The sequence below is a fragment of the Coriobacterium glomerans PW2 genome (assembly GCF_000195315.1).
Classification (GTDB): domain Bacteria; phylum Actinomycetota; class Coriobacteriia; order Coriobacteriales; family Coriobacteriaceae; genus Coriobacterium; species Coriobacterium glomerans.
In genome coordinates, this window is record NC_015389.1 from 1,295,362 (window position 1) to 1,322,360 (window position 26,999).

At 52.6% G+C, this 26,999-nt stretch carries 18 protein-coding genes, 1 tRNA gene and 1 pseudogene; 2 read left to right on the forward strand and 18 right to left on the reverse strand.

The genetic code is table 11. The annotated features are described in order from the left end of the window. Positions 1–39: 39 nt before the first annotated feature. Positions 40–116: transfer RNA gene (locus tag CORGL_RS05685), tRNA-Arg, on the reverse strand. A 282-nt stretch (positions 117–398) separates the two neighbouring features. On the opposite strand from CORGL_RS05685, the gene CORGL_RS05695 reads away from it, so the two are divergent. Then, positions 399–1,457, forward strand: a complete 1,059-nt coding sequence (locus tag CORGL_RS05695; protein WP_013708962.1) for a glycosyltransferase family 2 protein — start codon at positions 399–401, stop codon at positions 1,455–1,457. On the opposite strand, the gene CORGL_RS05700 is transcribed toward CORGL_RS05695, so the two are convergent. From CORGL_RS05700 to CORGL_RS09955, 6 genes are all read right to left on the reverse strand, one after another. Then, positions 1,438–3,324, reverse strand: coding sequence for a glycosyltransferase (locus CORGL_RS05700; RefSeq protein WP_013708963.1), 1,887 nt, complete (start codon positions 3,322–3,324; stop codon positions 1,438–1,440). The genes CORGL_RS05695 and CORGL_RS05700 overlap by 20 nt on opposite strands. A gap of 3 nt (positions 3,325–3,327) precedes the next feature. Beyond that, the gene (locus tag CORGL_RS09395; RefSeq protein ID WP_013708964.1) at positions 3,328–5,385 is read right to left on the reverse strand and encodes a glycosyltransferase; all 2,058 of its coding nucleotides are present in this window, start codon (positions 5,383–5,385) and stop codon (positions 3,328–3,330) included. Positions 5,386–5,394: 9 nt separating this feature from the next. Then, positions 5,395–6,855: a sugar nucleotide-binding protein gene (locus CORGL_RS05710; RefSeq protein WP_013708965.1), complete on the reverse strand. Its 1,461-nt coding sequence runs from the start codon at positions 6,853–6,855 to the stop codon at positions 5,395–5,397. 129 nt (positions 6,856–6,984) lie between these two features. Beyond that, positions 6,985–8,004 (reverse strand): dTDP-glucose 4,6-dehydratase, encoded by a 1,020-nt coding sequence (gene rfbB, locus CORGL_RS05715; protein WP_013708966.1) that lies wholly within the window; start codon positions 8,002–8,004, stop codon positions 6,985–6,987. A 96-nt stretch (positions 8,005–8,100) separates the two neighbouring features. Next, a complete protein-coding gene (gene rfbA / locus CORGL_RS05720) occupies positions 8,101–9,000 on the reverse strand; it encodes a glucose-1-phosphate thymidylyltransferase RfbA (RefSeq protein ID WP_013708967.1) in 900 nt (299 codons plus the stop codon). 121 nt (positions 9,001–9,121) lie between these two features. Further along, on the reverse strand, positions 9,122–9,265 hold the full coding sequence (locus CORGL_RS09955) for a hypothetical protein (RefSeq protein WP_172633545.1): 144 nt from the start codon (positions 9,263–9,265) through the stop codon (positions 9,122–9,124). A gap of 1,170 nt (positions 9,266–10,435) precedes the next feature. Between CORGL_RS09955 and CORGL_RS09400 the strand changes: the two genes are divergently transcribed. Then, positions 10,436–11,641 (forward strand): DUF4422 domain-containing protein, encoded by a 1,206-nt coding sequence (locus CORGL_RS09400; RefSeq protein WP_013708968.1) that lies wholly within the window; start codon positions 10,436–10,438, stop codon positions 11,639–11,641. Positions 11,642–11,673: 32 nt separating this feature from the next. On the opposite strand, the pseudogene CORGL_RS10230 reads toward CORGL_RS09400, so the two are convergent. The 11 genes and pseudogenes from CORGL_RS10230 to CORGL_RS05770 all read right to left on the reverse strand — a co-directional run. Beyond that, positions 11,674–11,749: pseudogene (locus CORGL_RS10230) on the reverse strand (sugar phosphate nucleotidyltransferase); the annotation flags it as partial. A 230-nt stretch (positions 11,750–11,979) separates the two neighbouring features. Beyond that, positions 11,980–14,364, reverse strand: coding sequence for a glycosyltransferase family 2 protein (locus CORGL_RS09645; RefSeq protein WP_013708969.1), 2,385 nt, complete (start codon positions 14,362–14,364; stop codon positions 11,980–11,982). A gap of 260 nt (positions 14,365–14,624) precedes the next feature. After that, complete coding sequence (locus CORGL_RS09650) at positions 14,625–16,193, reverse strand: DUF2142 domain-containing protein (protein WP_013708970.1); 1,569 nt, start codon at positions 16,191–16,193, stop codon at positions 14,625–14,627. Positions 16,194–16,317: 124 nt separating this feature from the next. Continuing rightward, positions 16,318–17,727 carry a glycoside hydrolase family 25 protein gene (locus tag CORGL_RS09655; protein WP_013708971.1) on the reverse strand — a complete coding sequence of 470 codons (1,410 nt, stop codon included), beginning with the start codon at positions 17,725–17,727 and terminating at the stop codon, positions 16,318–16,320. Positions 17,728–18,552: 825 nt separating this feature from the next. Next, on the reverse strand, positions 18,553–19,824 hold the full coding sequence (locus tag CORGL_RS05745) for a lipopolysaccharide biosynthesis protein (protein WP_013708972.1): 1,272 nt from the start codon (positions 19,822–19,824) through the stop codon (positions 18,553–18,555). Beyond that, entirely contained in the window at positions 19,806–20,336 is a 531-nt protein-coding gene (locus CORGL_RS05750; protein ID WP_172633546.1) for a hypothetical protein, read from the reverse strand. The genes CORGL_RS05745 and CORGL_RS05750 overlap by 19 nt, the downstream gene beginning before the upstream one ends. Before the next feature lie 65 nt (positions 20,337–20,401). Beyond that, positions 20,402–21,568 carry a glycosyltransferase family 4 protein gene (locus tag CORGL_RS09660; RefSeq protein WP_013708974.1) on the reverse strand — a complete coding sequence of 389 codons (1,167 nt, stop codon included), beginning with the start codon at positions 21,566–21,568 and terminating at the stop codon, positions 20,402–20,404. 1,459 nt (positions 21,569–23,027) lie between these two features. Next, entirely contained in the window at positions 23,028–23,369 is a 342-nt protein-coding gene (locus CORGL_RS05760; RefSeq protein ID WP_013708976.1) for a DUF2304 domain-containing protein, read from the reverse strand. An 11-nt stretch (positions 23,370–23,380) separates the two neighbouring features. Then, positions 23,381–24,085, reverse strand: a complete 705-nt coding sequence (locus tag CORGL_RS09665; protein ID WP_013708977.1) for a glycosyltransferase family 2 protein — start codon at positions 24,083–24,085, stop codon at positions 23,381–23,383. Positions 24,086–24,288: 203 nt separating this feature from the next. Next, on the reverse strand, positions 24,289–25,440 hold the full coding sequence (locus CORGL_RS05765) for a glycosyltransferase family 2 protein (protein WP_013708978.1): 1,152 nt from the start codon (positions 25,438–25,440) through the stop codon (positions 24,289–24,291). Then, the gene (locus CORGL_RS05770) at positions 25,437–26,990 is read right to left on the reverse strand and encodes a 4Fe-4S dicluster domain-containing protein (protein ID WP_013708979.1); all 1,554 of its coding nucleotides are present in this window, start codon (positions 26,988–26,990) and stop codon (positions 25,437–25,439) included. Before CORGL_RS05770 ends, CORGL_RS05765 begins: the two co-directional genes overlap by 4 nt. Positions 26,991–26,999: the final 9 nt, after the last annotated feature.

Sequence of the window (26,999 nt, forward strand, 5' to 3'; positions counted from 1 at the left end):
CGCAAAAGACCGGGCTGGCGACCCGGCACCATATGATCATGGTGCGCCATATAGGATTCGAACCTACGACCTTGGGATTAGAAGTCCCCTGCTCTGTCCAGCTGAGCTAATGGCGCGTTTGCCCGCGGAGATCACATTCGCGTCCCGCCGAGCAAGAATGATTATAGACGAAAATGATGACAGCCGATGTGAGAGCTCCGACGAGGTTATGATTGTTCGATACCCTGCTCGATACCGATTCTCAGCGCACCCGTGAGAAGCGCGGGGCTCGAGAGCAGCGACACGCGAGGGTCGCATTCAGCCGTTCGCCCGCGAGCAGTACGCGCGCGATGTCAAAGGGGTAGAAGCAGAACTGAATCTGGAATCGACTGCCGACGCATGCGGCTGAGGAGATAGCTGTGAAGAAGAATATCGCGGTGCTCATCCCCTGTTTCAATGAGGAGCTCACCATCGGGGACGTGATCGAGGACTTTCGTCGAGAACTGCCGGATGCGGAGATCTATGTGTATGACAACGCATCGACCGACCGAAGCGGAGCGATCGCGCGGGAACACGGTGCCCACGTGCGTTTCGTGTCCCGACGCGGCAAGGGCAATGTGGTGCGACAGATGATCCGCGACATCGACGCCGAATGCTATCTCATGGTCGACGGCGACAGCACCTACCCGGCCGAAGCGGGCCGGGGGCTCTGCGCCCCCATCCTTGATGGTCGCGCGGACATGGTCGTCGGCGATCGACTCGACAACGGATCCTATATGGAGGAGCACCCTCGTGTGTTCCACCGCTTCGGCAACTATCTCGTCCGAGGTCTGATCAGGTTTCTGTTTCGAGGGGACCCCGGCGACGCCATGTCAGGGTACCGCGCGCTCTCCCGGCCGCTCGCTAAGACCTTCCCGGTGCTCGCAGATGGATTCCAGATCGAGACCGAGCTGTCGATCCATGCGATAGCCATGGGATGGCGTGTCGCGGCGCTGCCCATCGATTATCGTGATCGCCCGCCGGGATCGACGTCGAAGCTCTCCACGATCTCAGATGGGGCGCGCATCATCTGGTGCGTTCTATCGATGCTCAGAGCTATCCGGCCGCTGATGTTCTTCTCGGTGGTCGCCGTGGCGCTTGCCGCCGTCGGAGGGGGGCTCGCCTCGGGCGCATCGGCGCGGATCGGCGAGGTACGAGAAGTCTGGCCACCCGTGATCCCGCTCGCCGGTGCGCTCATCCTTCTTGCCTGCTTTGCATTGATCGGAGGCGTCATATTGGACTCGATCGCGAAATCGGAGCGCCGGCACTGGGAGCTCGAGGTCTATCGGGAGATGGAGCGCCCCCTTGCGCCGACGAGCACCGAGGCGATCGGTCGGACAGAGCCCGCGCAGGCGCTGAGAAGAACGGGTCCGCCGAGGCTCCTGCGTCCTATCTCAGAGGCGGCGGCACAGCAGGGCTTCATTCGGCCGCTTCCCTGAGATAGCGCTCCCAGAAGGCTTGAGAGGTGAGCATCTCGCGAGCGGCGGCATAGCTTCGGCGCAGCTGCTCGCCATGCGCCCGATAGAAGCGCAGATCCCGGCGATAGCGACGCATGATCGCCCTGTAGCGCTTCCTGTCCTTGCGCCGTATGGTGCCCCGCTGGCGATGCCAGTCGATCACCACGAGCGCGCGCTTCCCATGAAACTTCTCGAGGTCGTTGTTCCAACCGAGCGCTGAGATGATGCCGTACCCCTCTCCGCGCCGCGCGAAGGGGGCGCGCTGAAAGTTCCATGTGACGAGATCGATCAGCGTGATCAGCTTGGAGTGACGGTTGGGAACATCGAGATCGCGCTCGGTGATTCCACTCAGATCCGGGCCGCCGTCGGAGTCGACATCGGCTTGCAGCTTTGCCAGATCGAAGAACTTCTCCACATTGCGATTCGCCTCTATGAAGCAGCGCTCGGCAACCGGGGCCGCTATGAAGTCTGGTCCCTTGAGAAAGTCCTCGAAGCCGTCGAGCAAAACGGAAGCGTCGGTGTAGTTGAACTTTCTCAACTCGATGCTCAGATTCCGCCTGAGCTCGCGCAGAAAGTCCGAACGGGGAGCCATCCCGGTCACAGCGTGGGAGATCATGGTGTTCCTGGTGGTCTGATAGCGCTCCACGGCGGCGTTATAGCGAGCATCGAAGGCCATGTGCCAGATACACAGGCTGTTCATGGTGATGAACCTCGGCTTGCATCGAATACCGTACTCCGCGTCGTCGCATCGGACGAACAGGGGCAACGGCAGACCCTCGCGCCGAATGACGGCAGCCGGGATGCAGCAGTACCACCATGCGGCATACATCTGCTCGCGCTGAAGATCCGTGAAGCGCATGCGCTCGTTGAGGACGACTTCGGGCAGCTTGCTCAGATTGAGCGGACCCTTCGCGGTGGAGAACGTTCCCTCCGCGGTCATGAATCCGACATCTTCCCATTGCTCCTCACCCTGCATGAAATCGAGCATCGCGCCGCTGATGAACGCCTCCCTGTACTCGGCGTTCAAGATTCTCAACAGGTTGTAGGTGCGTCGAATGCTCTCAGAGGAGACCGAGACGTCATCGTCCATGAGCAGCACATGCGTCGCTGCAATCGGTTGCTGGCGCAGCGACTCGATCATCCCGCGGGCGAATCCGCCGGACCCGCCGACATTGGGGTTCGCGAACACGGTGACGCCATCTCCGGAGAGCGCTTCGGCATCCAGCGTGCGCCCGTTGTCGATGACGTTCATGCGAACATGACGGGCGATATCGTCTTCACAGCCCAAGATCTCGCGGCGGATGAGCTCGATGTTGGGAATGATATAGCTCTCTTTTTTGAATGTCGTGGTGACCAGCGAGAGTTCAACGGGATCGAGATCTCCCTCGATCTCGAGTTCGTACCAGGATCGCCGCAGCTCGACCGCCCCTCGCGTCTCGATGCGAAAAGCGACCAGAACCGCGTCATCATCCACCTTGAGCTCAAGATCGATCGGCTCCCAAGCGGCATCCGCTGCGGCCTCCGTCCCAGCGAGATCACGGGCGACCGAATCGACGGTGAGCGACTCCTCCAAAAACGCGCAGGCCTTCGTCTGGACGACGCGGCAGGGGGCGCCGCGCACCTCCGCATGCAACGTGAAGCCGGTAGCGCGCGTGTACTCGAGCAGTTTGCGCACAGACAGGGCGTTGAAGTACGTCGTGAAGTCGTACGTGCCCTCCTCCTGCAGAAACAGGGCCTCGTGCTCGCTATCATAGACCGCGAGCTTCTCGGTGCGATAATAGAGACTCGGAAAGCTCATCGCGCGAGCATTCGGTTTGAAAACAATATTGGCGAATCTCATCTTCGTCATGGATCACTCCTGTGTGGCTCGGTGCCGATTGAGCCTATAATACAGGCTGTTCGGATCGAAGTTGGGGTTATGGCTCGGATCTCCCTCACCGAGCACATCGTGATGGACCGAAATGAGTCGAGCACCATCAGACGATGGCCACATGCACGCCGGCTCGACGATCAGGGAACGCGCGACTCTCAGACGCGCGGTCACATACGGAACATAGGCGCTGAGCAAGCGGCGTGCACGCGCTTTCAGGCAGGCGTCCGCGAGCAGGTACTCAAGTGTCGAGAAGCGCGCATCCAGACCGATCCGCTTAAGCGCGCCCCCTCGCACCATGCAGCATTCACCGTTCAAGACAGCCGCATCGTAGGACCGGTGGGCACGGCCAAGATAACCCCCGTCGGCAGCCGGCAGCAAGCGATTCAGACGGCCAAGCGTGCCGTCGGGTCGCACGATGGCACCGGCGAAATCCATCAGACCGTCTGCGCGGACCACGCGAGGGGACACGGCGAAGACCTCCCGGCGCTGAAAGTAGCTCATGAGACGACGTATGCCCGCGACATCGAGGCGAATGTCCCCGTTCAAGAAAAGCACAAGGTCGGATTCGCTGATCGTCTCGGATACCACGTTCGCAAGATTCTCTTCATCGGGACGCGACCGAGCCAGCGAGCGAAGCGAAACGTCCACGCCAGCTTGTTCGAGGTCGTCGATCACCGCCGAGACCTCATCGGATGCGCTGCCATCGAGCAGCAGCTGCAGTCGCCGCTTGTCGTCGGAAGCATCGAAAAGCTCAGCCTCATAGGTGTAGGCCACATCGGTCGGCCTCACCTGCGCTGGTATCTCCCGTCTTCGCAATGCAAAACAAATAGCCCGGCGACCGGCATCGGCCGCATAGGGCTTTGAATCCGGGTTGATGTTCGTCGATCCCGCGTGTATGCGCCAGTGGTACAAGACATGCGGAATGCGACAGATGGCTGATGAGCGCTCGAACACCTTGAGGGTCAGGTCGTAGTCCTGGGCCCCATCGAGCTCGCTTTCTGATCGGTCGATCGCATCCAGCATCCGTCTGCTCACCGTGAGCCAGTGGATGACATAGTTGTTCGAGTAGAGCAGATCGATGTTCGCTCCCGGCTTGAAGAGGGGCAAGACGAACTTGCCGCGCTCATCGAAGCTGTCCTCGTCACAGTAGATGAGATCGAGTCCGCCTTCATGGTGCTGGATCTCTCGCACCATCAAAGCCAGGGCGTGCGGTTCGATGAAGTCATCATGGTCAAGAAAGCTCACATACGCCCCGTGTGAGGCGGCGATGCCCAGATTCGTGTTACCGGCGATGCCCAGATTCTCCGCGGCGTCCACCACAATGATTCGATCATCATCGAGATCCGCCAACACCGCCGCCATAGCTTCATTTTCCGGGCTCGCATTGATGATCACGAGCTCCCATCGAGCGTAGGTCTGCTGTATCACGGAAGCGATCATCTCGCTGAGATATGCTGGCGGGGTGTTGTACGCGGGCACGACGATGCTCATCAGAGGACCCGTCTGGGGAGGGGCCAGTCTCTGCGCACGGCGGCGATCTCCGGCGAGCCACGTTTTGTAACCGTCATCCACAAGGATGTTTCTGATTTGCTCGAAATAGGCATCGATCTGACGCGAGCTCTCCACGGCATCGATCCGACGAACGTAGATGCCCAAGCGCAAGCTGAACGCGCGACACTGAATCGGCACGGGAACCGCGTATTCGGTCGCGCACCATCGCCGTCCCCGGACCAGCACATCCCAGCTCACCAAGCGCGCAGGTGCGACGGGGTGAGGAATGCCGGAGATACCCGATAGACGGGGAGGCACCTCACGCCGCCAAGCTTTCCGCAGGCAGATCACCGACCACACCATCGTCTGCGGTGATGACGAGAGATCATCATCGGCCGATCGCACGCATGAGGTGACGCGAAGCGCCCGTCCGCGCCGCACATCGGCCTCGGTCAGCGGACAGGCTGCCAAGCAGCTGACAAGCGCCTCCGTCTCAGGCGATCCCGTCTCGGAGCAGGAGATCTGCGCGTTGCTCACCTCGCCCATGAAGTCGGCTCAGCTTCCATCTTCTGCTGACGCCACTGCGTCGACGTAGGCCGTAAGATCCCGCTCCCAGTCGGCCGGCATGAAGCCCGTCGCCTCGATCTTGGTCAGATCGAGCGCGGAATGGATCGGTCTCGGACTCACGGGCACCTCGCTCGCCCCATAGTAGCGCGCCGTCGATACCGGCACCACCGCCTCGCCGTTGCCGCAGGTCCGATCGAACACCGCTTGGGCGATGTCGGCCCAAGACCTGACCTCGCCCTCCCCGGTGAGGTTGTAGGTTCCGAAGTCCGATCCCGAATCGAGAAGGTGGAAGATGCCCCGAGCCATGTCACGTGTGAACGTGAGACGGCCGAGCTGATCGTCGACGACGCTCACCTGCGTCAGCGCGTCATCGTTATCCGCGACGCGCCGCGAGAGAGCCATCATCGTCTTGACGAAGTTGCGCCCCTCCCCGATCACCCAACTCGATCTCACGATGTAGTGAGCAGGACAGGTGGCGACGGCGATGTCACCGGCTGCCTTCGTTTGCCCATAGACCCCCAGAGGCGCGAAGGGCTCAAGCTCGGTGTGGCTATCAAGGACGCCATCGAAGACGTAGTCGGAACTCACGTGCACGAGCGTGATGCTGTGCTCGACGCATGTGCGAGCGAGCAGAGCGGGGCCCGCCGCGTTCGCCCTCCACGCGACGGCGCGGCCCTCGCGGGTCTCGGCCCGATCGACCGCGGTATAGGCACCGCAGTTGATGACAGTCCCGTAGAGCGACCAATCGTATGCTGAATAGGCGTCCGGATCTGCAAAGTCGAACGTGTCGATGTCGCAGTAATCGAATCCCTGCAAATCATGCTCTTGCGCATAGGTGCGCACCGCGCGACCAAGCTGGCCGTTGCAGCCGGTCACGAGCGTGCGCTTCGGTGCCATGGGCACAACCTCGCGCAGGGGCGGGTGAGCGCGGTCGGCATCGGAGAGCTCTGCTGCCGTCAGCGGGATAGGCCAGTCGATCGCAAGGTCCGGATCGGCGAGGTTCACGAACGTGTAGGTTCGCTTCTGAGCGAGCGACCAGTGCGCGTCAACCAGATAGGTGTAGGTCGTTCCATCTGCGAGCGTCTGAAAGGCATTGCCCACCCCACGCGGAACGAAGATCGCCTTCGAGGGATCGAGGGTGCAGGTGAACACGCGCCCGAACGTGGCTCCGGGACGAAGGTCGACCCACGCACCGAAGATCTCGCCGATCGCGATAGAGATGTACTTGTCCCAGGGCTCAGCGTGGATGCCCCGCGTGACACCGCGCGATGTGTTGTAGCTGATGTTGTTCTGTACCGGCCGGATGTCCGGCAGACCGAGCGCCACCATCTTGGCGCGCTGCCAGTTCTCCTTGAACCACCCCCGGTTGTCCCCGTGCACGGGCAGATCGAGCACCACGAGCCCGGGGATATCCGTCCTGTGAACCGCGAGCTCGCTCTCGAATTCCATCCTGTTCCCTCCGTCGTCTATCTGATGCGATCTGATGTGCTCGTGCGATCCCGCGCCAGCCGGTGCCATGGATGCCGCATCACGCGACAGGGTTGCCGCTCACGGATCACCCAGGCCGATGCGGCCGTCCTATTGACCCTGAGCGGCGTATTTCGCCTCCGTGGAAGCTTTGACGTCCGCCCACCAGGCGCGGTTGTCGCGATACCAGGCGATGGTGGCATCAAGTCCCTCGGAGAAGTCCGTGTGCACCGGTGACCATCCCAGCTCGCGGGTGAGCTTGGAGGCGTCGATAGCGTAGCGGCGATCATGGCCGGGCCGATCGCGGACCCAGTCGAACTCGTCGGCGGGCCTGCCCATGCGCTCGAGAATCGAGCGCAGCACGTCGATGTTGCTCTTCTCCCCGTCCGCGCCGATGAGATAGGTCTCACCGATGCGGCCGCGCGTGAGCACCTCCCACACCGCGCGCGAATGATCCTCGGTGTGCACCCAGTCGCGCACGTTCTCGCCGGTGCCGTAGAGCTTCGGGCGGATCCCCTCGAGGATATTGGTGATCTGGCGCGGGATGAACTTCTCGATATGCTGGTAGGGACCATAGTTGTTCGAGCAGTTCGAGATCGTCGCGCGCACGCCGAACGTACGGTGCCATGCGCGGACGATCAGATCGGAGCTGGCCTTCGTCGAGGAGTATGGCGAGCTCGGACGGTACGGCGTGTCCTCGCAGAAGCGATCCGGGCAATCGAGCGCGAGATCGCCGAAGACCTCATCGGTCGATATGTGGTGGAAGCGGATATCGTGCTTGCGTGCGACCTCGAGCAGGCAAAAGGTGCCCTCGACGTTCGTGCGCACGAACGGTGCGGGGTCGAGGATCGAGTTGTCGTTGTGCGACTCGGCGGCGTAGTGGACGATGGCGTCGTGGCCGGGCACGATGCGCTCGAGCAGATCGGTGTCGCAGATATCGCCGACGACGAGCTCCACGCGTTCTGCCGGCAGCCCGGCGATGTTCTCCCGCCTGCCCGCGTAGGTGAGCTTGTCGAGCACGGTCACGTGGACATCGGGATGGGTAGCCACCACATGGTGGACGAAGTTCGAGCCGATGAAGCCGCAGCCGCCGGTCACGATGATGTTGGTCGGTTGAAAGCTCTCTGTCATGGTTGTCCTCTCATATGACCCGATACGTCGAACTTCTGTGCGCAGACCACCGCTGCCGGTCGCGCGAGGGCGTCTGCGCGCCTGTCCCCGGACGGGTTAACCGAGATGCCGCAGGATGATCTTGCCCTCGGCGATCTTTTTCAGATGCTGGCCGTAGGTCGACTTCCCGTATCGCTCGGCGCACGCGAGCAGCCGCTCGCGATCGATCCAGCTGTTTTCGAAGGCGATCTCCTCGAGCACCGAGACCGGCTGATCCTGTGCGCGCTCCATGACGCGCACCAGCTCGCTGGCCTCGAAGAGGCTCTCCATGGTGCCCGTGTCCAGCCAGGCGTAACCGCGACCGAGCGTGACGACTGACAGCGAACCGTTCTCGAGATACATCTGGTTGAGCGTCGTGATCTCGAGTTCTCCACGGGCGGAGGGGCGCACCTGCCGGGCGAGCTCGCACACACGGCTGTCGTAGAAGTACAGGCCGGTGACGGCGTAGGAGCTCTTGGGCTCGGTTGGCTTCTCCTCGATTGAGATAGCGTTGAACTGCTCATCGAACTCGACGACGCCGAAGCGCTCGGGATCATCCACGTGATAGCCGAACACGGTCGCTCCACCGGCGGCCTCGGAGCGCTCGACCGCGCGCCGCAGATGGCGCGACAGCCCGTTGCCGTAGAAGATGTTGTCGCCGAGCACCAGCGCGCACGGCTCACCGGCGATGAACTCCTCGCCGATGATGAAGGCCTGCGCCAGACCGTCCGGGCTCGGCTGCTCGGCATAGGACAGGTTCACGCCGAAATCCGCCCCGTCCTTGAGCAGACGACGAAAGTTCGGCAGGTCAGTCGGCGTGGAAATGATCAGGATGTCCCGGATGCCAGCCATCATGAGCACGGAAAGCGGATAGTAGATCATGGGCTTGTCGTAGACGGGCAGGAGCTGCTTGCTGGTGACCGTCGTGAGCGGATACAGCCTGGTTCCGCTGCCCCCCGCGAGAATGATGCCTTTCATGCAGCGTTACGCCTTTCAAGGTCAAGGACAATAGTATCTGCCATCAGCTTGGCACTGACGGTAAAAAGGATACCATTCCGTTTGCTCGTGTCCTGATCCGAGAGCAAACTGCAAAAGGTTATCAGATCGCGATGCCACCAGACCTATCGAAGAAAGCGACGCATCGTCTGTCAACGGCAAGCAGTCCACGCGGTTTCGTAGGAAGCTCGACATGCGCGTGAACCGAGATGTCCCGGGGAAACGAGCACAGATCTTCGTATGCCACGTATAAAAACTATTCAATATTTCGAGCCGCGCTACAAGAGACACCTTTAAACGTCAGGTTTCGTGCCGGAAAAACATCTCATTCCGACAAGATTCAGGAATAGTCATCCATATCTTCAAATTGCCGAAGCCCACATGGTGGCCGATCCCTTTTTCTTTCCCGACGAATCACTTGGATGTCATCAAGTTCACGTTCCATTTAATCGAAATCATTCGCGATCTTGTTTGAAAGCGATGTGTCCTCTTCTTCCTCAGGCTGTCTTTCATATAGCCTTGAGCCAACCATTCTTGGTAGTAGCCCGCGTCTCCATACGTTCGATCATGGTTTTTGACGTCACTGCAGCACTCGAAGTGATCGAGAGATTCCCGTAAGTGCTGCACGCACAGCCGAGCTGCATGACGCGAAGCGGCTCCGCAGCGGGCGACATGTTCATAAACAAACGCTTTCGACTCCGGGGACGTCTCTCCCGGCTGACAGTTCATCCCCCTGAGCATTGTCTCCAAGCGTTCCGAACACATCTGCGAATCGATAACCTGCACATGAAGCTCTGTACCGATTTCGTCGAGGTGCATCAGTATGCGTCGCGCCTGCTCCTCGCATTATGCCTCCTTTGTCCGCATCTCCTGATCAATGCTTCAAACTGTTCGTCGCGTTCCCAGAAGCCGATCGATAAGGCCCATCAGAGGGCCTTTTCTTTAGAAACGACGCTGCTGTTTGACATCGGCCGACGATATGCGCGACGTTCTCTCGAAATACTGGACCGTGCACACGTTACTCAGGCATTCGAACCGCTCGTTACCTTGCCACTCGTCGCTCATGTATGCCGCGTTAACATGATAGGTCAAAACATCGTCGCAATTCTGATCCCAAGTGGACCCGGGAATGACTAGGTCGACATTGCGTAGCGCTCCAGACATCTCTTCTCGTATCTCGTACGAGTAAAAGAATTTTTTTATGGTCGAGTACTATCACACCATAGCTGGAGCTGATTAAGTCCCATAACACCATTTAGTCGCTTCAAGCCGAATCCACTGTTGGTGCGAAATTCAACATGATCTAGCAATTATACGTAAAGCTGCTGAGACATTGCCGGTTACTTTGTTACGAAAACCCGATTTCTTGTTTTATCGGTATAATGGAAGCAATCATCGAGTCGTCGGGGGCGGGCACATGAAGATATATATCGCAGCGCACAAATCCCTCGAACTTCCAACTCAGTCGCCCTATCAGCCGCTGTTCGTTGGTGCCGAAAAATTAGGTGTGGCCGAGCGTCGACCCGATTGGGAATACGATGATAGCTTCATTGGCAACATCTCGCGGAAGAATAGTACGTTTTGCGAGCTTACTGGCTTGTACTGGATATGGAAACGATCACGAGAGGACATTGTCGGTCTCGTTCACTATCGCCGCTTTTTACGCGAACCTTCGGGCGCTCGCGGCGGTGGCAATCTCCTTTCAGAGAACACCGTGCGAGAGCTATTAAACAAATACGATTGTATCGTAGCAGCACATGAGCCGGTGGTTCAAGGTCGGTTTCTCATCTCGTTAGCTGAGCAATACCGGCTGGCGCACTCTTCCACTGATCTCATTCAACTTCGAAAGGTTATAGGACGCTACTTTTCATCCTATCTGACCGCATTCGACTCCGTCATGTTCGACAGCGCCTTTTCTCCTTATAACATCTTGGTCTGCCGCAAGCCTCTTTTGAATTCATATGCTCGCTGGCTGTTCGCCGTAGAGCGCAAAATGGAAGTGAGAGTCGATCCCTTCACCGACCGCGACCCGTACCAGCAACGCGTCTTCGGTTTTTTAGCCGAGCGTCTGTTCAACGTGTATCTCAGAAAGCATAGACTGTCCACGTATGAGTGCTCAACTGTCGATCCGGCCGCGCAAGACGAACCGGCAAGTGATGACATTTCCGCAGCCTATATCGAGCGTCCGAACTTCAGTATCACCGGTCTGGCCACTCCGATTGACTGCGGAATCGATTATTCAGATGTGTTCGATTATTCGTTCTATCTCAACCATTATCCCGATCTGGCAGAGCATTATTTTGATAATCCCGAGGCATCGCTCTCTCACTTTTTGGCATACGGGATTCACGAAGGGCGGATGGCGCATCCTCACTTTTCCATCGTTTCGTATATTAACGGATGCCCTTTGCTGCGGCAGGAATTCTCGAACAACCACGTAGCGTATATCTTGCATTATTTGAAACACCATGATGCACGAGAGCACGCCACCGGCTATGAGAACCTGTATTGCGAAGGTGTGCACTCAGACGTGGCAAAGCCCGCATCGTTGCTTCAGCGGCACAAGAAACGCATGTTCAAGCGGTTTTTACAAGAAGCTGAACGGGAAGCCGTTTTGGATTAAAGCGGGCCGGAGGGCTTGCTCACTCGGCATCACAAATACTGCTTGCTCGTGACCGTGGTGAGCGGATACAGTCTGGTTCCACTGCCCCGCGAAAATGATGCCTTTCATAGAACTCAATCCTCGATGTTCAGGTCAATGGGCCGATGAAACCAAGAGACCATCGAAGCCGCGCGTTGCCGTATAAGAACTATTTGCAGCCGTTGGTGAAGGGGCATAAATCCTGATCTATTTTTATGGCGTCTCTCACGCGACACGACAGGTCGAAGACAGGCAAACGCGCTATCCCGTGCCAATGTAAAAGACCGCTCATCTGCAACAAATCTCTCAACAACAATAGCTCATGTCAAGTACTTGCCATAATATGGATCGTAACCGGAAAAATACTGAGGCCAATCATGGCGCAACTGCCCTTGTTCGGAAATGAATCTATTAACATGCCTGTCGTTTTTGTCGCTTCCGCGACTGAATGATTCATAGTGATATAGAAGTGCATCGGCATCATAGACGACCAGCAAATCTTTGGCGCGAACCTTGAGGCAATAATCGACATCGTTGTAGGCGACCGCATATGAATCAGTGAGGCCACCCACCGATTCAAATACCGACCTTTTGGTAAGAAGGCAGGCTCCTGTAACGATCGAAACATCCTGCGAAAAAAAAGCACGGTTCATGTATCCGGGATCGCTTTTATCCAAATCGCAAAAAACATGCACCGGGCCACCCATCTGGCCCAAATCCGTGCAATAAAGCATGCTCACACCTGCATGCTGAATCGTATCGTCCGGATAGAGCAATTTTGCCCCAACGATTCCCACATCTGGTCGTTGACAAAAGCCAAGCATAGATTCCAACCAAGTTGGAGAAATAACCTCGGTATCGTTATTCAACATCAGTATGTAGTTACCCTTGGCTTTTTGCACTGCGAAATTGTTGATCTTTGAGTAATTAAACCCATGCGGCCAATGCACGACACGTACTTTCTCAAAATTTCTTTGACTGTCTTCGTAGAAACGAAAGGTCTCTTCATCTTCGCTATTGTTCTCAACCACTAGGATTTCGTAATTCGAATATGAGGTCTTGTTAATAATGGATTCGATACAGCGAGAGAGAACTTTCACACTGTCCTTATTTGGAATTATGATACTGACAAGTGGATTGCCCGATACTTTATACCGCGTACGATAAAAACAGCTGCAATCAGAAACTTCCGCGGTTGCACAGAGTCCAGAACGCGTCAGATGTTCCTTGAGGGCAAGAAGTCCGGCCTTCTCTGCATACCCCTTGTTGCTGGCGTCTTTCGCCGTTGAACTATCGCTCATTCGCCAATGATAGAGCACCTCAGGTATATGGACAATATTTTGCGTGTAGCCAACGAGACGCAATAGAAAATCATAGTCTTGTGCCCCATCGAACGCTTTCCTCAAGCGGAGTTTCGCAACGTAAGCAGTTCGAACAGCAAGGAAGTGAGTTATGTAATTATGGCATCGAAGCAGATCGAGATTGAAATCCGATTTCAAATGCGGATTGATCAGAAAACCATCCTCGGTCAAAAAATCCTCATCACAATAGAGCGCATCAATGGAATCGTCATCTTTGATGGCTTTCGCGTAGCGATAAAGCACAAGTTTGTCAAGAAGGTCATCATGATCAAGAAAGGCAATGTAATCTCCCCGTGCGACACCCATGCCGGCGTTTGTGTTTTCCGAGATCCCCAAATTGTGAGCCAAAGTGAGGACGTGTATTCGACCGTCGGACAGTGACTCGATGGCGTTCTGCAATGCAGCATTCTCTGGTGTCGAATTAACTAGAATCAATTCCCAGTTTTGATAGAGTTGACCAAGAACAGATTGAACCATTTCGATAAAAAAGGAAACCGGCGTATTATAGAGCGGTACGATGATACTGAAAACAGGACCACCATCGATACGATAGTCTTCAATATTTGCAAGTTCAAATTTTCGAGCTCGATCTTTCGAATAGTTTTGCCAGTGATCAAACTCGCTGATTCTGTAATAGCAGGGTGTATGAACTTGGCGATAAAAATCCCGTGAGGGTCCGTCGAAGCACATAAAACCGGCGCGACTGCCATTGCATCCGCTAGCAACAAGGCAATAGGTTAGCCCATCATTAGGAACACGAGCAGTGAACTGGGTTTCAACTCGCCGGACACCTTCGTACAGTATTTCTTGGGATTTCGAAAGATACGGCTGAAAATCTTTGTCCTCAACTCCGTCAGCACGCAACAGTTGAACCCTGACTTCGTTCTCATGTTCAGGACTGCAAATAATGCCTTTTACAATTATATTTGGACCCGCAGTTGCAGAATAGTGTATCGGTCTGATATGAATCTGATTTGAATAAGTGAACCGATCGATATCTCGAAGATGCGACATCACTCGTGGGTCGATTTTATAATTCAATCGGGAGGACCACTTGATGCGAAACCGAGAAAGCTTTTTCTTCACTGAAGAAATAATCTCACCGTTGACATCGATTTCTTCTGCCTTGATGCAAATACGGGATGTCTCCAACAATGGCGTCGCGAGAACAAAAGCAGTGTCATGATGGCCGTATAGATCTGAAGGGTAGGCTTCGATCGGCAAATTTACACCGCTCTCTGACAGAGCAGAAAAAGCCACTGAATGACCTTCGTCATACTGCACTATCGTTAGGATATATGCTATCCCTTGTCCTCGACACATTTTTCCAATCGATAGCTTCATTTTTTATCCTTCAATATCAATATCGGACAAACCATCATAAGCTGGTCACGAACACTAATTTCCACTTCTGAGATTAGCAAAAAATGTTGCATTCTGAAAAAGCAAGCAAAATCATTCATACACAAAAGTCTCTCTACATGGCATCATTATTCTAACAAATAAATAACTCTTGTCCTTTTCGTTCAATTAGCTTTTGCTTTTCGTACGAATACTATTCTCGCAGTTTTCAATAAAACAGAATCTCCTCATGCGCTCAATCGCTACGAAATCAAGACGATAGCTATGATTCTTAGAACATAAAGGGTGTTTATCGTAGTGACTGCCACCAAAGTTGCATTCGCCATGCTTCCGTCATATCTCAGCTTTCTGCTTCTGAAAGCAAGACCGAGAAGAGGAAGCACGGGAAGTAAGTATCTTCCTTGAACGCCCATTACAATGGGCTCTGAGTTGAACGTCCAAGCTAAGTACATCGACATCATAGTTGCAAGCCAACTTAAAGCACAGACAGCAAAAAAAACAAATCGAGATTTCGCAACAATAGTAATATCGTCATCATTGCTGCGTGCAAACGATAAAAGAAGTACTAATAGATAGCCAAAAGTATAAAAACCCGGCGCAGCGATATTTCCTTGAAACCAACCGAGCGTTGTCCCGACAGTTCCAGAAATATAGAACTCACCTAGTTGATCTATAGTTCGAAAAAAGATTCCAGTAGCATGAAGAGGATCGGCAATGGCGTCCGAAAGATGATAGAATGTTCCGCTTTCCGCACCCCTGTAATCCAATCCCACAGAACTAGAACTAGAACCAGCCATGGAAAACAACGTTGCCATGCGCAAAGCAGCGATAGCAAAAACGCAACAAAGCAAAACTCCGCATTTATAGGTCAAAGCGAATTTCTTTGATTGAAATCTCGAAGACGGAACAAGAAATAAAACGAAGACGATAAAAATATATACTACCTTGCACGGTGCTAGTAAAACTGCGCAGATGGGAATGCCCACCAATGCGGTTTTTATTTCGGAAGTACTACCATATAGTAAACGGAGGAGCAGAGCGATGAGTAAAAACGCCAGCCCAATAATGCCGGCATCGTAAGAGTATGAAGACGCGAGGTGAAGCGTTATAGGAAGCAGGCAGATGATCTTGAACCCTGTTTTTCCGACGGGCGTCATACGAATAGCAAGACATGCAAGTAGATAAAACAGTGCGAAGTTAAATATGCGACCCATATAAAAAAGAGGATACGTCCCCAAATTCAAAAGCCACCCAAGTATTATCCCTGCAGCAGAAAAGAACTTGATAAAAACCGGATTTGAAGTCCAGTCCAAAGACCCCTTGGGGACTGCATGCTGTGTCCAAGATGAATCTCGCGAAAACAGCTCAAATCTTGAAATAACTCGTTTGACGGATTGATATGAGACGATTGGCGAGCTTGTTGGATCTTCTTTAACATCGGAGTTTCTAACGAAAATTTTATCATGCTCAGAATCAATAGGTTTCCCAGTCATTAGAGTTGCCAACCCGTACGACGACCAGAAGTGGTAAGGTTCATCCGGAACAGAACCCGGCGTAAACAGCCCGAGAAATATAATACCAAATAGAAGAAAACAGGTTCTGAACGGCCAATTCGCCTCAGCAACTTTGTTGTTTGTAGCCAGAATATAAGCAAATGCTGCAACGGCACTGCTCAAAGGTAGGGAAAAAACCAGAAACCATACAGATCGACAAACTGAATACCAATAGAGAGAACAAATGATTAAAGCAATCAAAATCACCAACGGAATGAGAAGGCCCATCGGGTCTTTCTTGGTCTCGCATACCCTCATCCCGTTCACCTCTCGTTAGTGCAGCAAGTTATACCCAGCTTGTAAAACAGTCACAGGGGACATTGTATATTATGCACTGAGACTGTCTTGAAAAAGCATAGCAACCAAATGAATCAAAGCTTGTCTATTTATTCAAACCGTGCCACGCTGGCCCCTCATAGATCCATCCGAGACGTACGAGAACATTCCGCTCATTTTCTGAAAGGGTATAGTGATGCGCGCCCGCATAGGCGCAATTTGGATTGAACAATCTATATACCGTTGAAGTGCTTTCGCTATCGGAATACCAACAGATGCCTTCGTATACCCACCCAATGCGTACGAGTGTGTCACGTTCGTTGATACTTAACGTGTAATGATGATCGCTATCACTTGGATTAAACAGACGATATACAGGACGATTTGAATTGAATGGTGCAAACCAAGCAACCCCTTCATAGATCCAACCGATGCGACTGAGGGAATTCCTCTCGTTGCTGTTGAGCGTATAAAAATGCTCGCTGCTATTAGGGTTATACAACCTATACATCGTTTGGTGGTTCTTATCTGGTGGGGTCGCCGGATTCAGGCCAATGAAGTCAAAATCGATATCTACTGCTCCATTTATCCCCGTTATACTGCCATCGCTCATACACTGCCACATGTCATGCTGGCTATGATACGTGCAAGCCGTATTGTACTGAGCAACCCATTTACTCCACCGATTGTAAATAGATCCGGTCAAATAATTGTTCCACCAATTCAAGTTCGCATAAACACCTGCGGAAAACCCTGCTTTTTCAATTGAGGAACAAAATGTATCGGATATTTTTTCAAGCGTGGCGTTTGAAATGTACACAACTTGTCCGTTGTCTTCTCCAGCGGGTCTACCTTTCTTCGCGTCATTTTCAAGATCAAGATATATAGGGTATTCAACAGACGCGGAGCTGGATAGCCCTGCTGCTTTTAACAACCTGAGAACATGTTGCGCCTCACTCTGCGCCATTGATGTATTGAATGCATATGAATAAATATAAACTCCAAAGGGGATGGAATTTTGTTGACATCCACGCACGTTATTCAGGAACTGCTGATCATCTTGATTCAAAACATCAGAACCTATGCCACAACGAATAATTGCATAATCAACCAAACCTGAACTAGCTACTTTTCTCCAATCAATCGTACCCTGCCATTGGGACACGTCCAACCCAAAAGCCTTCGCATTCTCCACTCTGGTACCATCTGTCGAAATATAAACTCCATTTTCCTTTCTCCACGTATTAAGTTTCGAAGCACTGTAACTCGACCCGTTGTCTCTCTGAATCAAGCGACCGTCTACGTAGCGGAAGCTATTTAGATATCCTCCCGAACAACGGTCGCGATCTGCTTCTCTTTTGATCGAGACTTCATCGTGAGAAGGTGCCTCTTCTGCGGTAGGAGATTGGTTCTGATCTTGTATTACCTCTGCAAAAACGGGCGATGACAAACTACTTTGGCCCAGTAACAAAACCGCAAAAAATAGCAATGCGGTGATCATCCTTCTCTTGTGCATCCAAATCTCCATTCAAGAAATCAACGCGTGGCGAATAGATTATAAACTGTATGTTGCTCTAACAGACAGTTGATCACGGTTCTCGCCATTGCACTTGAAAAATCAAACCAATAATTGTAATCTCTCCAAATTATGCAAAACCAGTATGCCAAGATAGGCTACGTTGAATCAATCATGCTTAATCTATATTTTGAAAGAGCTTCGCTTGGGTCTCATGGTCGGCGCACTATACCCCCATAATATATCCACCGCTAGGCACCCTGAGAGTAGTTCTAACCACCTTGAAAGCCTTTATCCTAACTCAGGGCATATTCCAATACCATCTATTGATAGGCCTCAGCTTTGACTAACGTTTTTTTCGTTTCCATTGACAACAACAGCAGCCACGAGACAGGAGACATCCCATGGACATCTAAGCTTTGGGCAAATTCCCTCCGCCCGAGCGACAGGGTAACCAAATAGTTAAGCATAACCGAATTCGACGGAATAGGCCTTATTACCGGGCTATGCCTATTGGCCATCATTGGGTACGGTCGGCTCTGTATACTAATAGGTTATTGCGGACAACCTCTTTCCCTATGCTCAAGCTCCTTACCCTGAGTCCCCAACTGCAGTGAATTGCACGGCTTCGCGTCGCTATGCACACGCGACTAATATAATCGCTAGACTAACAATTTAATTATCGACTGAAAAAGTGAAATGAAAAACTGCCGACAAATAATTATTGTATAAACTTATAAATCGAAATGACTCTATGAAAAATGATCACACAGATTTACATCTCAAGAAACTTGGTGGCCTTTCACGTTTTAATTGAAGCACAGATTAATTATTGCAGCACTGTCTCTGCATTTTATTTCGAACTTCAAATACCAATGAAGTAAGACAAATTACAAAAAAGATCAATAGCCCTAAAATGAATGAAAACGTTACGCCGTTTTGGCCGCATGCTAAAATTAAAGGAACGCTAGATATCACCACGATAAAAAAAGAGATGCAGCTAGCTAATAAAAGTATACGGAGCTGTCTTAAGACCGTTAGCGTGTTTGCAATAAACCAAGAAGCTGCTACCAAGAGTCCTGAGATGACCAATGGAAACAAAAGATAGTCATGCGAAACGATTGAACTCCCGTACAGTATGCTCAAAAAACTTCGACCAAAAATAATTGAACTCGGCAATGAAATTATACCGACAATTGCAATGCCGGCAAATACTAACTTAATGTAGTGTATGAACTGTTTTATATTGCCAACTTTTATGCAATTTGCTAAGGGTGTGGTTACGGGAGAGAATATAAAGTTTGCAGATACTTGGACGATCGTCACAGGAAGAGCGACAGATGTATAGACACCAAGAATTTCCGCGCCACTAAGCGATTCAAGAAAGAATCTCGGTATCTGAGCCATCGTATTAAAGAAGAATCCATAAAGAGCTATCGGAATACAAGTCTTTAAAAGTTGACGTACCTGAGACTGTGTTTTTCGTGACGGATCGGATGGCACACTCAAACTAAACGCAATGCGCCGATCGAAGAAGTAGACAAGGCCGAAAGAAGCTACTGTTAAACAGAGCAGTGCAATAAAGAGGGTTTTTCCAAGGATTATTGCAACAACAAAAAATATCAGCTCGACAATTCCCTTCATAGCAAAGGATATACCGATGCAATCCATACGCAGCGCGCGCTGCATTATTCCATGGTACACGTCTGCCATAGCTTCAGATATCTTGAACAGCATGTACATCAAAATACAAAGCATGGTGGCAAGGCTGTAACCGTTCCATACCGTAAACAAAATGCACAATAGTACTGCTGCAACAGAACAAATGCGCCGTGCCAAAATATACGTATCATCGGAAAAACGATTTGAAACATCAGATACTTGGTAGTTCCTGATGGTAAACGTAGCGATGTTATAGAAGGAGTTACCGATACTCATAGCAAGAGAAAAAACACCAGCTTCCCCGTAACCGAGGAAAATGATAACGCAGTAAGTCAGCGCCCACTGTACAACTAGGTAAAGAAGGTTGCCGACTGTATTCCAGATTAGATTTTGTCTGATAGATAACTGTTTAACGCTCACAACATCAACATCCAATCAATTGTATCTCCTCGAATGCTATAGCCTACCGGAGATAAACGCCATCTTGTACTTGGGTTCATCGATTGCATTTTGACAGCATGACTTGGGCGAGCACGCTTTGAGCAACGCTGTTCGTACTCGAATATGGCTTGATTGGACCAAATCATCTTTTTAGAGAATGAATGGTTTGCAACAAGAATCATGTCGAACTCAGGCACACCGCTCAAGGCGTTTCTAAAAGAAACGTCCTTGGGATGAAGCGCCTGATCACTGCCAGGATCCAGCTCGCGATCGCAGGATACGCAGTGGTAGAAATAGGGGTACGGTAAGGAATCCAGAGCTTGCGCAGCTCGATCGTCGAGTGCTGCGACCGCGTATTCGCGCTTGCGCGCGAGCCATTTGTCGTCTTGTCCGCAAAATGCGGAGCAGTCCTCGTCTCGACGACAGAAGCTCTGCCTCCCAGTCTGGGACAGAACACTTTTTGTCTGCATCATTAGATGGCCGAGACAGAGGTTGAAGATGGACATGATAGAGGCAATTCGATCTGCCGATTCGTTTTCATGCGGTTCAAGATCCTTCCGACCGAAGCCATTCATAGTCGTGTCTGGTTCTCATAGTTCGCTTTCTCACAAGCTTCAATCAAGGCTTTCGCCGTCGACTTCCATGTGAAATTTGCCTTAATGTAGCGCTGCAGATCAGATCCCTTTTCAGCGAGCAGACACTTGTCAGCTGAAATGCTACTTATTTTGTTAACAACGCCTTGTATATCGTTACGGTTGATTATCCATCCCCCAGATCCGTTGATGACTAGCTCAGATGCCACGCCCACATCTGTTGCCATAATAGGGGTTCCCATAGCACCAGCCTCGATCATAGATGCACCGAATCCCTCTGAGCGAGATGGGAGGAGCAATAGGTCTGCATCTCGCATCAGTGCAGCAACATCAGCATTGTCGAGTCGTCCGAGCGCCGAAACTTTTGGATTCGCAACAGCAGCTCGCTTGATTTCAGCTATCAAACTTCCCTCTCCAGCAAAGGTGAAATAGCAATGGAACGCTTGATCGCGCAATCGATCAGCTACTTCCAAGATAATCTGAATCCCTTTTATAGATTCCAATCTGCCTGTAAATACCACTAACACATCTGAATCTGAAACACCAAGTTCCTGCCTGAAGTTCCTCTTAGAAGCTGAATGTTGATAGTTTTCAACATCTATTGCATAGGGAATTGTGCCCCGGGCAGTTATTCCAAAATGGGAAAGCCAGTCGACGCTACGATCAGAAACACCGTAATAAGCCGCAGGGTGTCGAGTCAAATGACGTGTGATAGCATTTTCGTATAACCTGACAATCGGATCTATCATAGAATTTCCAAATGATAGATACGCTGAACCATGATCAATTATAACTGGAAGAGAATTCTGGTTTTCAGCGAAATGAACCCCTGCCAGCGTATGTAGATAGAACCGTGCATTTATTACAATACCTGAAAAGCTTTGCCGTTCGATGTGATTGATCAGCCTTTTGTATTCAGCGTTTCTATTGGGAATAGGATAGCGACCTGACAGAAAGGAAAAGCAAGGTAAGCGCACTATCTCTATTGAGCCGTTACGCTCAATAGGTGTAGAATTAAACAAATTGTTAGTGACTATTACTACTTCGTTCCCCATGTCAGCCATGGTATTCGAAAGCTTTTCCGTGTACGTTTCAATGCCACCAACATGAGGTAGGTAATGAGCTGAAAAAAACGCAACTCTCATAGCAACACTACAGCCTTTCTAAAAGAAACAATGCTCTGCAGTCAACCTCATCAAATAAGCTTTGTCGAAGGGGTGGGATAGAAGAGCTTGATTATTGCTTTTCGCACATGGTTTCCCGATACAAAGAGCATCGGAATACGTCCGCGCGATTCACGGCGACCATCACCAAGAACTCGATTGGACTCAATGTGCATTAGTTCTAACTTCGATAGCTCATTTCTGTATAAGAATCGGCGAACTCTCAACGCCGTTGTTCGTATTTTGGAAATGCCGACATCGGAAGCTATGTTTTCATAACTGCGACACAGATTCGTGACTTGTCCATCTTTTACAATGGTACCTATTCCCGTCGCTAATAAATAAAGCCAGTTACCGTCTTGTTCGCAAAATGCGAAGCAGTCCTCGCCTCGACGACAGAAGCTCTGCCTCACAGTCTGGGAGAGAACTCTTTTTGTCTGCAACATCAGATGGTCGAGACAGAGATTGAAGACGGAGATGACAGAGACCACCTTGCTCTCTGATTGCGTGGTTTCCAACATTCCCAATCCCGTCTCAAATCTGAAGGTAATAAGGATTACTCGAGTTCATAGGATAACTCATAATGACGCTGCCTCATCTTTCGTTTACATCATAGATAACGATCATAAGAACCTAGCTTACAGACTTATCGCTGCGATTTTTGCGCTCCGAGCGATGTATCTCGCCAGAGCTACAGGAAACCAATCCTGCATGGTTTAATTCTCAACTTGTAGGAACTGGAGAAATCGCGAGGTATAATTTGAAGTACTTGATACAAAAGGATCAAATAACACGAGACTATTATTCAATGATCCTGCTCGGGTACTCGCTGACTCTAACTGTGGACAAAAAACCATCAGTCGACATTCATTCTGCTGCGACCTAAAAGTCCATAATAGAAAGATGACAGTTAAATTGACTATATCCAGATCAGAAGAATGCTGCTCAAAGGGAGAACCACACTCCTTGGTCATAAAATCAGCTAGGATGCGTGACTATACGATCTTTTTGTTTCAGAAAGGCGACACGCACGATCTCACAGCTTCGGCATCTCGAGAATCGCCACTCTCAGGGAATCAGATTTCAGCTTTGATGACGCCGCACCTGCTTTAAATCCATTCTTTGATTAAAAGTATAGAAGGAATTCTGTTCCACTGAAAACTATTCATGTGGTCAGATCTACGCGGTTGCGGCACCGGCTTTTCTAATTGTATCTCATGTGGATGACCTCCCCAGACGGTCCACGACCAGATCGAACTTCGGTCACCATCTCAACGTCTCCCTTTGCCCTGCGTTGGGCAAGTCCCTGAATAAGTACTTTCAAGAAGACTCTGAGGTAACTCGATGTTCCGCTCGACATCATTGGATCGTTCGATTACTTCGAAGAATACTTGTTAGTTTTGGTTTAACATGAAAAATACTATCTATAACCTTACGGAAACTACTTTTTCGTAAGGTTGTGCTCGAGAAGAGCAACTCTCTGAGCCAAGTTCTTTATCGAAGTAGATTGTTTGCTGACAATTGAGCTAAGCGATAGCATGATCACCAGCGAGAAAAGAAGGCCGACAAAATAGATAAAATTTGATGCTGTTTCAAATCCAAAAAATGTTGACATTGAAAACAAAGGCTTTGGAAATATTGCACACAACAGGGTGAGTGTCGTTAACATGAGCCATAAGAGCGAATAACGTAGCTGCAATCTTTCGTGTTTCACAAGGTGAAGCACATATACAAGCAGAACAAGACAAACTATTGCTATAGCAATTTGTGAACCTACAGGCATTTCATCTCTCCTTATTGCACGTAACGATTCATGCAAGCAATCCATATTGCCAATGTTACTTTTACCATGTAGTAGACACCCGAAAACCCGCCTATGGATGAGACGCCTCCTTGGCGTTCTCGCATTTCGACTGGAATTTCCTGTACATTGAGTCCCTTGCGAAGAGCTGTAGCGATCGAATCAGGTTCAGGATAATCGACGGGATAACTCTCGCAAAACAAATCGATCGCTCGCTCACCACATGCGCGAAAACCAGATGTTGGATCAGTAATTATTTTTCCAGTAAGCACTTTTATCCATTTTGAAAGCCATCCGATTCCTATACGGCGGAAGAACGTGGAGCGGAAGCCAGTAGAATGATTGAGAAACCTGGAACCGATCACTAAATCCGCTCCGCTCTCAATCGCCTTAATGAGCGACGGCAGATATTTGGGATCATGCTGTCCATCTCCATCGATTTGCACGTCGATGCTGTAGCCATAACGCTGTGCATATTTATGCCCAGTTTGAACTGCTCCACCGATCCCTAGGTTCAATGGCAGATCGACTACGTTAAGTCCGTTCTCTTTGCATATTTCAAGCGTTTCATCGTGCGACCCATCGTTGACAATAACGTAATCATATCCTGCAGCCTCAACAGCTCGCGCTGTCGTCAAAATGCATTCAGCTTCATTATATGCTGGAATGATTATCAATGCACTTATAGTCGAACTCATACAAGCCTTTCGTCAGTATCGGCCTCCGTGTGTACTATGCGCTTATGTGAAGCGCAAGACTATTGCTATGATATAAAGACCGTTCGATTCTCGAGGAATCTACATCTTGCGCGACAAAGTCATTGCACTTGATATAGCGCGGCTATTGAATAACGTTCCAGCAATTATCGCGGCCACCCGAATCTTCTTGCTTGCCTGCTCCCCTACTTCCTCCCCGATCGCGCACGGTACCTCATCACGTACGTTGCCACCATTCTGAGCGAGCGCGCAAGCCCTCGGTTCCAGATAGCGTAGGACGTCTGCTCCACCAGATCGCGGATGTGATCGAGTTCGCTGATCCGAGGTGAAGCGATACCTCGGTACGCGGCGAACAGGCGCTTGCAGGCCGGCGACACGCGCCGATTCGCGAACACCAGCTCCGGATCCATCCGCGAGAACATATTCCGAATCGCGTCGCGGATCTCGGGATGCCCCTCGATCCCGGTGGTCTCGATAATGCCGCTCATGTAGAGAAAACCCCTATACGTCTGCATATCCCATACGGAACGGTCGGTGACGCCGAGCCGCTCGAGGACATCGACCATATCGTTCCAGCGCTCGAAGGGCAGAAGCGGGCTGCGCTCTGCGAGCTCGACGGTCTTCTCCGGCGTCTCCTCGCGGTAGCAGTAGTACGCCCGATCCAGATAGAGGATGCCCTCGGTCTGACAGAGCGTCTCGACGAGAAACGGGTTGTCCGCCCAGCCCGAGCCGGGTATCTCGTGAAATCGGATGCCCCTCTCCAAGAGAAAGCCCCTGCGATAGATCGCCGACCAGATGGATGGGTGGTGCCCCAGCAGATGCGGAGCATCACGCACGGCGAAGGGCTGCGAGCGCGGCCGGACGCGGCCGCGGTAGGCGCAGGGAGCCTTCTCCTGCTGCGGGGTATCGGCGCGCTCGATCACCCAGTACGGGGTCTTGATGATATCGACCGGGCGGGCAAGACCGCCGAACGTCGTCGCGAACGCCAGCATGTCGGCATACATCCCCGGCTCGATCCAGTCATCGGGCTCGAGGATCGCGATCCACTCGCCGCGAGCCTCCTCGATTCCTCGGTTGCAGGCAGCACCGTAGCCCCCGTTTGCCTTGTCGATCACGCGGATGCGCGAATCGGCCTCGGCATGGGCGCGCATGATCGCCGCCGAGCCATCGGTGCTTCCGTCGTTCACGCACAGGATCTCAAGGGCCTGATGGGTCTGCCGCTCAAGGCTCTCCAACGCTTGGTCGAGGTAGCGCTCGGTGTTGTAGACCGGCACGATGACCGAGACGGTCTGCTCGAAAAAGGGCCTGTCCACGCCCGTCGCCGTTCGCTGGCTCATGCGCGATCCTCGGAGCGCTCGAGCATGCTCAGTTGAGAGCGGTACCTGTCCTCATCGGCCGTCTTATACGGCGAGCGCTTCGCGTAGGCGCGTACCATGCCGGCCGATCTCGTGACCGGCTGGAGCGTTCCGGCCCCGGCGACGCACCCCCCCGGGCACGCCATGCCCTCGAGCAGGCAGCCGTCGTACTTGCCTTTCACGGCGGCCTTCAGCATCTTACGGCAGTTCGCGAGGCCCTCGGCGCCCTCGACGCGCACCTCTCGCTCGGGGTGCAGGCTGTGGATGGCGTTCGCGACCGCGGAGGCCACGCCGCCGGCCACCGCGAAGCCGCGTCCATCAGCGCTCGCCACCTCGAAATCGGTCGAACCATCCCCGCTCAGCTGCCGGTAGTCGATCTCCTTCGCCTCCATCATGCCGGCCATCTCCTCGAACGTGAGTACGAAGTCGACCTCGCTTTTAACGCTCGTGCGCCTCGCCTCGAGCTTCTTGGCTGCACAGGGCCCCACGAAGACGATCTTGGCATCCGGATGCCGCTCGCGGATCAGCCGCGCTGTCAGCACCATCGGCGTCAGCGCCATCGAAATGCACTGGGCATGCTCGGGGAACTCGCGCTTGGCCATGACCGACCAGGCCGGGCAGCAGCTCGTCCCCATGAACGGCAGCTTGTCGGGCACCTCGTCGACGAAGTATTCCGCCTCCTGCACCGTGCACAGATCGGCACCGATCGCGACCTCCTCCATGCCGCAGAAACCGAGACGCAGAAACGCCTCGCGCAACTTGTCGACGTTGCCGCGGCCACCGAACTGGCCCACGAAGGCGGGGGCGACCGCGGCGATGACCTCGTCGCCGGTGGTGATGGCCTGGATGACCTGGAAGATCTGGCTCTTGTCGGCGATGGCGCCGAACGGACAGTTCACCAGACACTGCCCGCATGAGACGCACCGGTCGTAGTCGATCTCGGCGCGGCCCCACTCATCTGATGCGATGGCGTTCATCCCGCAGGCCGCCGCGCAGGGCCGCTCGCGGTGCGCGATGGCGGTGTAGGGACAGATGGAGGCGCATCTGCCGCAGTTGATGCAGGCATCCTTGTCGATATGCGCCTTCTTGTCCACAAAAGTGACCGCACCGGTCGGGCAGATCTCACGGCAGGGATGCGCCAGACAGCCCTGGCACATATTCGTGACCTCGTAGCACTCCTCCTCGCAGGCGTTGCAGGCGAACTTGATGACGTTGATGAGAGGCGGCTGATAGTAGGTCTCCGGTCGCGCGGCTGCCGCCACGCCCTCGGAGAGTCGAGCGGGTCTGTCGACGTCTTGCAGCGGCAGGCCCATCGTCAGTCTGATCCGCTCGCCCACGACCGCCCGCTCGAGAAAGACGCTCTCACGGTATGTGGCGACATCGCCGGGGATGATCCGATAGGGCAGCTCATCGACCCATCGGTAATCGGCGTCGTCGTCGGCGTCGGCGTAAGCAAGCTTGGCCACCTCGCGAAAGACCATGCGCCGTATCTCGGCCAGACCGGTGTAGGCGCCGCGCATCATATCAGCCATTGAGATCTC

What these genes read in the sequence shown, in the direction of transcription:
- CORGL_RS05700 (WP_013708963.1), bottom strand. Translation starts at nt 3,324, where the DNA reads ATGACGAAGATGAGATTCGCCAATATTGTTTTCAAACCGAATGCTCGC.
- CORGL_RS09395 (WP_013708964.1), bottom strand. Translation starts at nt 5,385, where the DNA reads ATGGGCGAGGTGAGCAACGCGCAGATCTCCTGCTCCGAGACGGGATCG.
- CORGL_RS05710 (WP_013708965.1), bottom strand. Translation starts at nt 6,855, where the DNA reads ATGGAATTCGAGAGCGAGCTCGCGGTTCACAGGACGGATATCCCCGGG.
- rfbB (WP_013708966.1), bottom strand. Translation starts at nt 8,004, where the DNA reads ATGACAGAGAGCTTTCAACCGACCAACATCATCGTGACCGGCGGCTGC.
- rfbA (WP_013708967.1), bottom strand. Translation starts at nt 9,000, where the DNA reads ATGAAAGGCATCATTCTCGCGGGGGGCAGCGGAACCAGGCTGTATCCG.
- CORGL_RS09400 (WP_013708968.1), top strand. Translation starts at nt 10,436, where the DNA reads ATGAAGATATATATCGCAGCGCACAAATCCCTCGAACTTCCAACTCAG.
- CORGL_RS09645 (WP_013708969.1), bottom strand. Translation starts at nt 14,364, where the DNA reads ATGAAGCTATCGATTGGAAAAATGTGTCGAGGACAAGGGATAGCATAT.
- CORGL_RS09650 (WP_013708970.1), bottom strand. Translation starts at nt 16,193, where the DNA reads ATGAGGGTATGCGAGACCAAGAAAGACCCGATGGGCCTTCTCATTCCG.
- CORGL_RS09655 (WP_013708971.1), bottom strand. Translation starts at nt 17,727, where the DNA reads ATGCACAAGAGAAGGATGATCACCGCATTGCTATTTTTTGCGGTTTTG.
- CORGL_RS05750 (WP_172633546.1), bottom strand. Translation starts at nt 20,336, where the DNA reads ATGTCCATCTTCAACCTCTGTCTCGGCCATCTAATGATGCAGACAAAA.
- CORGL_RS09660 (WP_013708974.1), bottom strand. Translation starts at nt 21,568, where the DNA reads ATGAGAGTTGCGTTTTTTTCAGCTCATTACCTACCTCATGTTGGTGGC.
- CORGL_RS05760 (WP_013708976.1), bottom strand. Translation starts at nt 23,369, where the DNA reads ATGCCTGTAGGTTCACAAATTGCTATAGCAATAGTTTGTCTTGTTCTG.
- CORGL_RS09665 (WP_013708977.1), bottom strand. Translation starts at nt 24,085, where the DNA reads ATGAGTTCGACTATAAGTGCATTGATAATCATTCCAGCATATAATGAA.
- CORGL_RS05765 (WP_013708978.1), bottom strand. Translation starts at nt 25,440, where the DNA reads ATGAGCCAGCGAACGGCGACGGGCGTGGACAGGCCCTTTTTCGAGCAG.
- CORGL_RS05770 (WP_013708979.1), bottom strand. Translation starts at nt 26,990, where the DNA reads ATGGCTGATATGATGCGCGGCGCCTACACCGGTCTGGCCGAGATACGG.